This window comes from Blautia sp. AF19-13LB (assembly GCF_003479105.1).
Classification (GTDB): domain Bacteria; phylum Bacillota; class Clostridia; order Lachnospirales; family Lachnospiraceae; genus Fusicatenibacter; species Fusicatenibacter saccharivorans.
The window spans coordinates 1-12,397 of the sequence record NZ_QUGO01000005.1 but is presented as its reverse complement, the minus strand read 5'-3'; the positions used below and the strand labels follow the sequence as shown (position 1 = coordinate 12,397).

Annotated in this window: 10 protein-coding genes; 1 reads left to right on the top strand and 9 read right to left on the bottom strand. The window is 43.6% G+C overall.

The window, feature by feature from the left end; all coding sequences use genetic code 11:
* Positions 1 to 5: 5 nt before the first annotated feature.
* The 6 genes from DWX32_RS06400 to DWX32_RS06375 all read right to left on the bottom strand — a co-directional run bounded on the left by DWX32_RS06400 (position 6) and on the right by DWX32_RS06375 (position 7,687).
* On the bottom strand, positions 6 to 821 hold the full coding sequence (locus DWX32_RS06400) for an alpha/beta hydrolase (RefSeq protein WP_117509984.1): 816 nt from the start codon (positions 819 to 821) through the stop codon (positions 6 to 8).
* A gap of 16 nt (positions 822 to 837) precedes the next feature.
* Positions 838 to 1,734: a carbohydrate ABC transporter permease gene (locus tag DWX32_RS06395; protein WP_055226569.1), complete on the bottom strand. Its 897-nt coding sequence runs from the start codon at positions 1,732 to 1,734 to the stop codon at positions 838 to 840.
* 10 nt (positions 1,735 to 1,744) lie between these two features.
* Positions 1,745 to 2,668, bottom strand: coding sequence for an ABC transporter permease (locus tag DWX32_RS06390; RefSeq protein ID WP_055226567.1), 924 nt, complete (start codon positions 2,666 to 2,668; stop codon positions 1,745 to 1,747).
* A 71-nt stretch (positions 2,669 to 2,739) separates the two neighbouring features.
* Positions 2,740 to 4,284 carry an ABC transporter substrate-binding protein gene (locus DWX32_RS06385; protein WP_055226565.1) on the bottom strand — a complete coding sequence of 515 codons (1,545 nt, stop codon included), beginning with the start codon at positions 4,282 to 4,284 and terminating at the stop codon, positions 2,740 to 2,742.
* Between the two features lie 107 nt (positions 4,285 to 4,391).
* Positions 4,392 to 5,975, bottom strand: coding sequence for a response regulator transcription factor (locus DWX32_RS06380; RefSeq protein ID WP_055226563.1), 1,584 nt, complete (start codon positions 5,973 to 5,975; stop codon positions 4,392 to 4,394).
* Complete coding sequence (locus DWX32_RS06375) at positions 5,972 to 7,687, bottom strand: sensor histidine kinase (RefSeq protein WP_117761895.1); 1,716 nt, start codon at positions 7,685 to 7,687, stop codon at positions 5,972 to 5,974. Before DWX32_RS06375 ends, DWX32_RS06380 begins: the two co-directional genes overlap by 4 nt.
* Positions 7,688 to 7,921: 234 nt before the next feature.
* On the opposite strand from DWX32_RS06375, the gene DWX32_RS06370 reads away from it, so the two are divergent.
* Positions 7,922 to 8,395 (top strand): hypothetical protein, encoded by a 474-nt coding sequence (locus DWX32_RS06370; RefSeq protein WP_055226560.1) that lies wholly within the window; start codon positions 7,922 to 7,924, stop codon positions 8,393 to 8,395.
* A 188-nt stretch (positions 8,396 to 8,583) separates the two neighbouring features.
* Here the strand turns inward: DWX32_RS06370 and DWX32_RS06365 are convergent, their stop codons facing one another.
* The 3 genes from DWX32_RS06365 to DWX32_RS06355 all read right to left on the bottom strand — a co-directional run bounded on the left by DWX32_RS06365 (position 8,584) and on the right by DWX32_RS06355 (position 12,236).
* The gene (locus tag DWX32_RS06365; RefSeq protein WP_055226558.1) at positions 8,584 to 10,494 is read right to left on the bottom strand and encodes an NAD(+) synthase; all 1,911 of its coding nucleotides are present in this window, start codon (positions 10,492 to 10,494) and stop codon (positions 8,584 to 8,586) included.
* Positions 10,495 to 10,583: 89 nt separating this feature from the next.
* Positions 10,584 to 11,459 carry an Hsp33 family molecular chaperone HslO gene (hslO, locus tag DWX32_RS06360; RefSeq protein WP_022462421.1) on the bottom strand — a complete coding sequence of 292 codons (876 nt, stop codon included), beginning with the start codon at positions 11,457 to 11,459 and terminating at the stop codon, positions 10,584 to 10,586.
* A gap of 9 nt (positions 11,460 to 11,468) precedes the next feature.
* Positions 11,469 to 12,236: a class I SAM-dependent DNA methyltransferase gene (locus DWX32_RS06355; RefSeq protein WP_117509992.1), complete on the bottom strand. Its 768-nt coding sequence runs from the start codon at positions 12,234 to 12,236 to the stop codon at positions 11,469 to 11,471.
* Positions 12,237 to 12,397 lie beyond the last annotated feature (161 nt).

Here is a 12,397-nt window from a genome sequence, read left to right as displayed (position 1 = left end):
AGATTTTACTCTTCTACTGATTTTCCCGCAAAGTTCATCCAGTCCAGAATCTTCTGAATATACTCATCAAAGAAAATATCATCATGCCTTCCCGGTCCCTCTTCAAACAGCAGCGGAACGCCCAGCTGATCCGCAAACTCCTTCAGATCGACCGAATCCTGGTGACGTCTGTCCTCTGTACCGCAGCAGGTATACAATCTCGGAATATCTCTTCCTTCTTCTTTCCGGTTTTTCAACAGTGTAAAAACATCATGAACCTCCGGTGTAATCGCAGGCGGATCACCATATAACGCTTCACAAAGGGTGGATACCGTGTTAACCTTTCCCTGATAACGATATTCGGCATGGTAAGATCCCGCAACGCCTCCGATTGCCGCAAATTTTTCCGGACAGGTAAGTCCCCATTTATAGGCACCGTAACCTCCCATCGACATTCCTGCAATAAAACGGTTTTCCCGCTTTGTTGCTGCCGGGAAATTTCTCTCCACAAAATCTGTCAGTTCTTCTGTCAGATAAGAAAAATAATCCAGTCCGTATTTCATGTCCGTATAGGCGCTGTTATATACGCTTGGCATAACCACCATGATCTGATGCTCATCTGCATAACGCTCAATTTTGGAGGTCCGCAGATACGTAAGGTGGTCACCTGTAAATCCATGCAGCAGATACAGGGTCTGATATTTTTTGTTTTTTCCGAAAGTCTCTCCCTTTTTTCCCTGCTCCACATCTTCCATCCGCTCCTTTTCCGGAAGCAGAATCGAAACATCTACCTGCATCCGCAGGATACAGGAATGAAAATTACAATGTACATATGCTGCCATCTGTTTCTCCTTTCTGTCAGCCTTTTACAGCGCCGACAACCACACCTTTGATAAAATATTTCTGAAGCATCGGATAAATAATAATGATTGGTAAAATTCCGACAAATGCCAGTGCCATTCGGATGGAGTTGCCCGGAAGCGAAACTGCCTGTCCTTCCGCTGCCAGCTCTGATGCTCCGCTTCGCAGATATTCAATGTTTTTCATGATACGCATCAGCAGATTCTGAATACCAAAATATTTTGGATCCTGTACGTAATATAAAGCATTGGTCCAGCTGTTCCAGTAGGAAAGACCTGTAAACAGTCCAATGGTGGCAACTACCGGCTTCGACAACGGAAATACAATTTTGGTGAAAATTCCAATTTCTGACGCTCCGTCCAGCTGCGCAGCTTCGTATAATGCTTCCGGCAGACTGTTGCTGTAATAGTTTCTTACCAGGAAAATATTGAATGCTGTCATCAGAAGATTCGGAAAAATCAGTGCTGCATACGTATCTTTAATGTGAAAAAATGTTGTCCACATAATATACTGTGGCACCAGTCCTCCATTAAACAGCATGGTAAAATACACAAAAAAGGATAATGCATTTCTATATTTGAATGTTTTTCGTGCCATCGGATATGCGATCGAAGTTGTCAGTAGCACGCTTAATCCGGTTCCGACAACGGTTGTTCCAATCGTAACAAGATACGATCTTACAATTGTTGCTGCCTGTTTTACCATGTAGGTATATGCTTCCAAGCTGAGTTTCTTCGGCAAAATCTGATATCCGTTTGTAATCAGTTCATTTTCATCGGTAAAGGACGCAACCACCAGAAGAATCATCGGAAACAACGCCACAATACTGATTACCACTAAAATAACTGTTGCTATTGCAATAAATCGTTTTTCATCGCTGACTGTCTTTTTCATATCCTGCCTCCTAGAACAATGCGTTTTCCGGATCTTTTTTCCGCACAATAAAGTTTGCAATCATTACCAGTGCAAAACCAACTAATGACTGATATACACCTGCTGCCGAAGACATTCCTACATTACCCTGTTCCATCAAACCGCGATATACATACGTATCTATCGTCTGTGTCGTAGAAAACAGGGTTCCCGCATTCATCGGTACCTGATAGAACAAACCAAAGTCCGAATAGAATACACGGCCGATTGCCATTAATGTCATAATAATAATGGTTGGTCTCAGAAGCGGAAGTGTAATGGCAGTAATCTGTTTCAATTTAGAAGCGCCATCAATCTTTGCTGCTTCATAAATTTCCTTATCAATGCCTGCAATACCTGCCATATAAACGATCGCATTATATCCGGCATTCTTCCAAAGATATACAATAACCAGGATAAACGGCCATGCCGTTTTTGCGGTATACCAGTCTACGCCCTTTTTCCCCAGCGCATTTAAGATTGTATTGTTCACAAAACCGGTTGTACTTCCCAATAACGCATATACCAGATACGCCGTTACAACCCAGGACAGTAAGTGCGGAAATAACAGCACGGACTGGAAAAACTTTCCGCGTAACAGTTCTCCCAGCTCATGCAGCAGGATTGCAAAAATCACAGAAACTACTGTTCCGATCACAATAAACGCCAGATTATATAACAACGTGTTTCTCGTAATGACCCATGCATCATCTGTCAGAAACAAAAATTTAAAGTTATTCAGTCCACACCATGGGCTTCCCCAGATTCCTTTTGCATAACTGAACTTTTTAAACGCAATAAAGGTTCCCACAATCGGGATATAGTTATTAATAATCAGATATGTAATACCTGGCAGTGCAATGAAAAGCAATGCTAATGTATTTTTACTGGCATATTTCTTCTTACTCTTTGGCATAATTCGAGCTCCCTTTTATAAATAAGGCTGCGGTGATATTCCGCAGCCCTTTCCTTTTTTCAAAGTCTTTTCTACTTACTACTCATCCATGCATCCAGCTGCTCCTGCTTTGCCTGAATCAGGTCATCCATACCAGCTGCTTTCAGTCGTTTTGTCATCTCGGCAAGTGTTGTATCTACATCTGCTGCACCAACCCACAGAGATTTTTTATACTCTTCTACAATGTTCTGGCATGCGGTGTATTCTGCTTCTTTATCACTGTAGTCGTAAAGGAAACCATAATAATTTGAATGATCTCCATCATAATTCTGCTGTTTATTTGTCTCTTTTTCTTCTCCATACAGACCGCCTGCAACCGGATAGGTCAGCCATTTATTTCCCCAGAAATAGTAGTTCATATTATTGGTATATGCTACACTGTTCAGATCCGTATATCCATCCGGTGCTACTGCACAACCATTTTCATCCAATTTGTAATCCACTCCTTCTTCTCCATAGACCAGAAGGTTGTCTACATATGCATCCGTGTACAGCAGGTTCATAAATTTGCAGGCTGCTGAAGGATCTTTACAACCGGAATTTACCATCCATGCTCCGCCGTTTCCAGACCAGATCATAGAATCACTGATCTGTACGTTTTCAAAAGGATGACCATAGTTGTTTGTATACTGCTGCGCAATCTTTGGATTACCCAGTCCACAGAATGTACCAAAGCAGTTGCCGGACATCAGTAATTCTGCGGTAGTTGCCGTTGTGGTAGCTGCATCACTTGCATAATAACCAGCTTCAAACCAGCTTCTGGTCAGTTCGCACAGTTCTTTGAAATCTGTCGTTTCATACATATCCACTACAGTTGCATTGTCCTGATAAGCCACACCGGAAACTGGTGAGGCAATATTGTCGCCTAATGGATCGATTTTATCAATCTTGCCCAGGTAACTTTCAAATAATGCATTCGCTCTGTTCGGATCAATGATTGTCATATCCGGATAAGCTTCTTTTACCTTTGCAAACACTGCAGTCAGATCTTCCGGTTTGGTAACCTGGCTCATATCAATTCCAAGTTTCTCTGTAATATCTTCACGATAGGTAAATCCACCCGGTACATAGTTAGAACCCATATTCAGAATTCCATATGTTTTTCCCTCTACCGTTGTCGGCGCCAGAAAACCATCGTAAAGAGTTTCTGTTGTCTCTTTCAGATCATTGTCCAGATACTCTGTAATATCCAGCGCTGTTCCATCCTGGATATATTTCAGATGAGATGTATTATATGCCTGAAATAAATCCAGCTGTTCTCCGGATGCCAGCATCAGATTCACCTGATTCATATAATCAGAATTGGAAAACAGTACCAGTTTGACCTTCGTATTGATCTTATCTACTGTATAATCGTTGATCAGGTTCTGAATTCTTTCCAGTTCTGATGACTCCGGGATATTGTTCTGCGTCATGTACGCAAATACAACCTCTGCCGGTTCTTCGCTGTCGCTGCTTTCCTGTTTGCCGCTCTCCTGCTTTCCGGCTGCATCACCGCTCTGTGCTCCACCACATCCGCTCAGCAGAGATCCTACTGTCAAAGTAGCCATCAAAATCGCCAAAATCTTTTTCTTCATTTGTTTCTCCTTTCTTCTTTCCGGTTCCTTTTGATAGACTTATCATAACGCAAAAAAAACGAAAGTTCTTACACAAAAAAGTACAAAAACTTTCGTTTTTAAGATATCTATTCTCTTTTCCGAAACTCTGCCGGTGAAACTCCCGTATATTTTTTAAATACAGATGAGAAATACGGAAGCGTATCAAATCCGACTTCCAGCGCAATATCAATCACCTTTGTATTGGTGTTTTCCAGCAAATGTTTCGCTTTTTCCACGCGCAGAGAATTAATATAATCATTCAACGACGTTCCGATATCCTTCCGGAACATTTTTCCAATGTATTCCGGTGAAAAATGAAACCTCTCCGAAAGCGTATTTCTGTTAATATCTTCCGTATAATGTTCTCTGATATAATCAATTACCTGATCTGTGATCCTTTTTTCTGTTTTTTCTTTCCGTTCCTCCTGTGTCAGATCAAATACCTTATTCATCAGCCAGGTCATCCACTGCACCATAGAAAATTCCGATTTAACCGCATTCATATCCAGTCGCAGATAGATCGGATCACGAATCACGCTGTTCATATTTTCCTTTTTATCATGGAGATATTTGCTTACAAGCTGTGTCAGTTCCACCTGAAAATTGCGAAATCCTTCTACGGAATGCATCGTTTGCTTTACATGCTGCAGCGTTTTTTGTAAATATTCCATTGTACTTACCCTGAATCCCTTGTTCAGACACTGCAGGATATAATCTTCGTCCAGAATATGTCCGGACGCCTCCTTTTCTCGAAGCAATACCATAAATTCCTTTATTTCCCCTTCGTCATAAATATGCGTTTTGTCATATTCCATTATTTTTTCTTTTTCCAGACCCACTTCATAAAAAGGAACACTCGGGGAAATGTATCCGATCTGCAATGTCTCCGGAAAATATTTTTCAAATATGTTTCTGACCTGCTCTGCTCTCTCTTTCGTCTCCTTTTCCGAAAATTCCGACAGAATTCCAAGATAGGTTCCCTTATTTTCTTCCCAGCAGATCACATTTTCCATTTTGATTTTTTCTGTGAATGCTTCTGCCAGAATGTTTTCCATTGCAAATTTATAAATGGATTCCTGTCCCTTTTCTTTACCCAAGTCCAGTTTTCCACTGGCAAAATGAAGAATCACAACACAATATTTTTCCTGAATCTCTTCCTCTATCCCCTGCTGCTTTATTTCCTCCTCGAGTCCCTGTTTCTGCACACCGGGTTCCAGCAATACTCTTGTCCAGAAATATCGCACCATCTTTCTTATTCCGCTCTCCCAATATTCCCGGATTTCCTCCGTTTTTTGTTTCCAGACTATTTTTTCTGTCACACGAAGCAATGTCTGATTGATTTTATTCATGTCAATCGGCTTCAGCAGATAGTTTGCCGCACCATTCTGTACAGCTCCATAGGCATATTCAAATTTTTCATGGCTGGTCAGAAAGATAACCTCTGTCTGGATTTTCTGTTCTCGTACCCATTTCAGAAAATGAATTCCATTCTCCTTTGGCATTTCAATATCACATAAAATCAGTTCCACTTTATTTTTTTGCAAAATATCTCTGGCCATAGAAGTATTGTAGGCCACATAGATCTGGTCAATAGAAAGTAACTCGCGATCCAGCTGTTCTTCCAATACCTGCGTTGTCACAATTTCATCATCTACAATCAGCAAATTCATCTCTCTTCGTCTTTCTCCTCATCTGTACATTTCAGTGTTTTCGGAATCCATATGGTTATTTTAGTTCCTTCCGGTTCCAGATTCTCAAAATACAGAAGATGATCCTGCTGGTACATCATCTTCAGAACCTCTTTTACATTTTTTATTCCAATTCCACTTCCATCTTCTTTTTCTGTTATTTCCATATCTTTATTCACAAAGTCCAGTATTTCCTGCGAAAATTGACCCTGCGATATATATAGTTCCAGTTTTAAGTAAACTTCCTTCCCCGAAAAGCTCAACAATGCCTGAATCAGAACCGTAGTGAACGAATCAATACTGATCACGTGCTTAAATATATTTTCCAAAAATGTATGCAGGATCATCTGCGGCACCGGATACTGCTGCGTTTCTTCCGGTATATCCATATAGACATAAAAGCAATCCCGGTACATAAGTCGCTGCATTTCCAGATATCCACTGGCATTCTTTATTTCATCCTGCAGCGGAACGGTATGCAGACCGGTTCGAAACATATAGCGGATATTCTGTGAAAATGCCTGAATAAAGGTATGGACATTCTCTTCCTCGTGCTGATAAACCATGCTGTTGATTGTTGATAAAGCATTCAGGAAATAGTGTGGTTTTAATTGCATATGGATATACTTCAGTTGTACATCCTTCATTCGAAGTTCCTGTTCGTACTTTTCTACCCTCATTTCAAGAATCGTCTGTACCATATCATTATATGCCTGTTTTACTTCTTCCATTTCGTAGCTGTTCGTATTATATTCCGCTCTTGCCCTGAAATCCCCACTGTGAATTTTTCTGGAAACCCAGGACAGGTCTGCAATCGGCTGAAAAATTTCTTTTTGCATATACCAGACAATTGTTCCAAAGAAAAGTAAAGACAGTACTAAAAATCCAAAAATAACGATACCGGATGTAGAATATGCGGCATACTCGGAGGATTTTACGCTGTAATACATCTGATATGCATCTTCCAGAACAGATCCCCGATAGATACTGATGGATGGATCCTGTTTCTGCAGATTCTCTATCGCTTCTCCATATGTCCAATCCTCTCCTGAACCGCACAGAATTTTCCCTTTTTTGTCTGTAAGATAGAACGCTGCCTCTTTGATGGACATATCATTATAGTTTAACAAAGAGTCCAGTCTTTTTTCTGATATCAATACAGCGATCGTATTTGCACCATAATTATAATATTTTACCAGATACACCTGCTCCCCCATGACAGTAGAAGTCCAGCCGGATGTAGGAGTTTTATCAAACGTATTACGCTTTTGAAGATACTTTTTGATATCTTTTATTGTATCATATGTTATATTTCCATTTCTCTGAATCAAAATACTGTTGTCTTTGCAATTAACAATCGCATAGGCATCCGCTTCTTTGGTATCTTTACATCTTTCCTTAAGAATCTGCAGCATTTGATGCTGCGCTTTCACTTTCTCCAGATTATTTTCTCCATTCAGCTGTGTCAAAAGCAGCCGACATCCCAGTAAAAGATCCAGGTTATCGTCAAGTCGCTCCAATACACTTTCCATCGTATTATGATAAATTTGCAGTGTATTTTCCACCAGGTTTTTCTCGTTTTTTTTAGCAATATCAACAATAAATGATTTGTACAGAAACAGTAATATAATCTGCAGAAGCAAAAAAGTAGTTAAAAAAACACTCATAGTACTTCTGATTTTTCTTTTTTTCATCTTTCCCCTCTTCTTTTCCCAACTCTTCTCTGAAATCTGTTATCGTGACCGATTACATTATATACTAATTCTCGGGCAGAAGAAAGACTGTCCAAAGATTATATTCGGAATTTGCATGTTACGAAACTTTCTTTCATAAACGATTTCTCTTTTACATACATTATAATAAAAACGCCCGTCCGTTTGCCCCTCGTCCGCTCACAGACGGTTTTTCAAAAAGGAGTGTGCCCGCCCATGAGTTCCAAAACGAAAATCATTGTACTACATATGAAAGAAGTGGTTTACACCACTGTTTTTCTCGCTCTCGCGATCCTTCTGCTCGTGGTTTTTCTGATTATGTTCGGTTCCGGAAAAAAGGAGTCTGCGAAGAAACCTGCGGCCTCATCCACCGGTTCTGCCGAGAGTGCACGCTACATTCCCGGCATCTATACCTCCACAATTTCTCTCGGTGACCAGACCTTCGATATACAGGTCGATGTCGAGCAGGACCGCATTACCGCAATCTCAATGAATAACCTAAGCGAGACCACGGCCGCTATGTACCCGCTTATGGAGCCTGCACTCGATTCCATTGCAAGTCAGATCTACGTAAACCAGACAACCGAAGGCCTCATTTACGGCGAGGATAACCGCTACACCTCCGAACTGCTTGTCATGGCAATCGACCAGGCTCTCGATCAGGCCCGCAATCCTTCTGCAACCAAATAAAGTTAAAAATGGCTCCTGAGTGTTCTCACTCCGAAGCCATTTTTCTGTTGTTTTTCTATTGCTTTTCTGTTGTCTTATCTGTCAATCCTTGATTCTGTGAACCAGACACACTCTAATGCTTATCGTCCGAACAGTTTACCGCGTCAATCGCAAGCACCAGAAGAAGCGCCGGAATCTCATGCGATGGATTACAGCCGGTCAAGCTGTTCTCTCCAGAGTTTCACGCTTGCATCACTTGGCATGCGCAGATCGCCTCGCGGGGAAACCGCAACGCTTCCGACCTTCGGTCCGTCCGGCAGGCAGGAACGCTTAAACTGCTGTGCAAAAAATCTCCAGTAGAAGGTTTTCAGCCACTTCAGGATTGTTGTATCATCGTAAACACCGGCAAACGCAAGTTTCGCCACACGGTAAATTTTCAGCGGCTCGTACGTCACACGCAGCATATAGTACAAAAAGAAATCGTGGAGTTCGTACGGTCCGACAAGATCCTCTGTCTTCTGGGAAATGACACCGTCTTTCGGCGGAAGCAGCTCCGGGCTGACCGGCGTATCAAGCACATCCAGGAGAATATCAGAAAGTGCTTTCTCTCCGCAGGTATCCGCATAATACTGCACCAGATGGCGCACCAGTGTCTTTGGCACAGATGCATTGACTGCATACATTGACATATGATCGCCATTGTACGTTGCCCAGCCAAGTGCCAGCTCGGAAAGATCACCCGTTCCGATAACCATACCGCCGGACTGGTTGGCAAGATCCATCAGAATCTGCGTTCTCTCACGCGCCTGTCCGTTTTCATACGTCACATCGTGTTTCTCCGGATTCTGTCCGATATCACGGAAATGAAGATTGACAGCCTCCTTGATATCGATCTCTTTTAAGGTTGCGCCAAGGCATCTCGTCAGCTCACATGCATTCTGATACGTACGGTCTGTCGTTCCAAAACACGGCATCGTTACAGACAGGATCTGCTTTCTCGGAATCCCGAGCAGATCAAATGCTCTTGCCGTTACAAGCAATGCCAGCGTCGAGTCAAGTCCACCGGAAATACCGATAACTGCGCTCTGGCAATGGGTATGCGCCAGACGTTTTTTCAGTCCCATAGCCTGAATATTTAAAATTTCGTCGCATCGCTGATCGCGGTTATGCTTATCCGACGGTACGAATGGCCGTGGATCGAAGTAACGGGTCAGCTTTGTCTCTTCTATTGACAAGGAGAATCGAACGACCTGATACCCATCGGTTCTCTGCTCCGGATACGTGGTCATCCTTCTGCGCTCACTTGTGAGACGATCCACATCGAGATCTGCACAAATGATCTGATTCTCAAATCGTTTTGCCTCGGCAAGAATGGTTCCGTTTTCAGCAATCAGATGCTGTCCGCCAAAGACAAGATCTGTCGTCGACTCGCCCTCACCTGCTGTCGCATAAATATAGCCGCAGATCAGACGCGCCGACTGTGCGCTCACAAGGCTTCTCCGGTAACTGTCTTTTCCAACCATTTCATCACTGGCAGAAAGGTTTACGACCACTGTCGCACCTGCAAGCGCATGCGCCACACTCGGCGGATTTGGGGTCCAGAGATCCTCACAGAGCTCTGCCGCAACCTTAAGACGCGGCATTTTTTCACACTGGAAGAGCAGATTCATGCCAAACGGAACCTCTTTTCCAAAAAATTCCGTTGTTGTCACCGCTTCTTTTCCCGGCGTAAAATGACGCAGCTCATAAAATTCATTGTAGTTCGGCAGATACTTTTTCGGCACAATGCCGAGAAGCTCTCCGTGACAGAGCACAGCGGCTACATTGAACAGCTTTCCGCCCTGTTCCCACGGCAGTCCGACAAAAATCAGCGCATCGGTCTCTTTCGTACCATCGGCAATTTCCTTTAATCCTTCTTTCGCCGCATCAATCATCTGACTCTGCCAGAATAAGTCACTACAGGTGTAGCCGGTGAGAGCCAGCTCCGGGAGCACCATCACCTTTGCTCCCTCGCCCTCCATTTTATGAATCGTTTCCAGAATGACTCTCGTATTTTCTCTGACATCCGCTACCACTACCGCACAGGAAGCGGCGGCAACTTTTACGAATCCCTGTTTCATCTCTTTCTTCCTCCACTATCTGGTTCCCTGTTACAGATTTTCTGCAAACAGAAGCTCTCACAGCCTCCGTTTCGCCTGAAACAGTACTGCTATTTGCTCTTACGCAATAATTCTTTCAGATCCTCTGTGGAAAATTCATAGGCGCTGTTGCAGAAATGGCATTTCAGCTCCACCGGTTTTGCTTCCTGAATCATCTCGTTCAGTTCTTTTCTTCCGACCGCTATCAGCGCTTTCGATACACGCTCACGGCTGCAGTTGCAGTAAAACTGGGTCGGCACGGTATCGTTGATCACAAGGTCCATGTCTCCAAGCAGTTTTTCAAGAATCTGCTCCGGAGTCAGGCCCTCGTCAAGGAATGCGGTAACGGAATTGACTTCTGCCAGACGCTGCTCCAGTTTTTCAATGACTTTCTCATCGCAGAACGGCATCAGCTGAATGATAAAGCCGCCGGCCTGACGGACGGTATTGTCTTTGTTCATCAGCACACCGAGTCCGACGCTGGACGGAACCTGCTCACTCGTTGCAAAATAGTAGGTCAGATCCTCTGCGATCTCACTCGTCTGCAGAACGCACTGTCCGACGTACGGCTCTTTCAGTCCCAGGTCTTTGATGACATCCATGAATCCGACGCCGACAGCACCTGCCACGTCAAGTTTTCCTTTTTTGTTGGCCGGAATCACGACGTCCGGGTTTCCGACGTAACCTTTTACATTTCCTTTGGAATCTGCTGTTACGGTAATGCCGTTCAGCGGTCCGCCGGCATGGATGCGCAGGGTCAGAAGGTCTTTATCTCCCTTCATCATAACGCCCATCATTGCACCTGCCGTCAGAAGGCGGCCCAGCGCTGCGGTTGCAACCGGGCTCGTGTTGTGATCCTGGCGTGCTGTCTCTACGGTTTCTCTTGTTGTCGCTGCAAACGCACGAATCTGTCCGTCTGCCGCTGTTGCTCTTACAATATAATCCATGTTTCTCTCCTATTTCTCACTTTTTCCTTTTTCTCTTGCTACGACATAAATACGTTCGCTCTCCGGTCTCGGCGCATCCTTTGTGAATGCATCGTAGGCCGTTACAAACTCCATGCCTGCCTCTTCCAATAAGCGGCAGATCGTCGCAAGATCGTACGCTCTCTGATAATGTACCTCCTCAAATTTACGGTACAGATCGGAATCTTCTCCCTCCGGGATGAAAATGGCGAGCTCATATTCGTTGATTTCTTCCTCCGGGTCATAGTAATTATCCCAGATGAAGCTTGCCTCTTCGCGGTTTTCCGCAATCGTAGTCTCACCCATCTGTTCATATTTATACTTTGTATTCAAATCAAAAATAAACATGCCCTTCGGATCCAGATAATTGTTGACAAGTGAGAATACTTCCCGCAGATCATCTTCCTCCAGAATATAGTTGATAGAATCGCAGATGCTCACAACCGCCTTCACGGTTCCGTAGAGCTCAAATTCCCGCATATCCTGAAGCAGATATAAAATGTTTAAGCCGGACTCGGCGCGTTTTTCACTGGCAATCTCGAGCATATCCTCAGAATTGTCCACGCCGATCATATCGTAGCCCTCTTTGGCGAGCAGCTCGGTCATGTTTCCCGTTCCGCAGCCAAGATCGAGCACCAGTCCGTCTTCCACCTGATATTCTTTTAAAAGCTGAATCAGATATTTGCTCCAGGCAGGATAGTCCACGTTGTCCATGAACATGTCATATACCTGGGCAAAACTGGTATAACTTTCATTCATCTTTCTTTTCTCCTTCATCGTTTACAGTAGCTACGCCTTATTGTATCACATCACACAGGGCAACTCAATATACGAAAAGACCTGCAGGATCCCTGCAGGTCTCATTCACTCCCCGAGTTGGGCTCGAACCAACAACCCTTCGGTTAACAGCCGAATGCTCT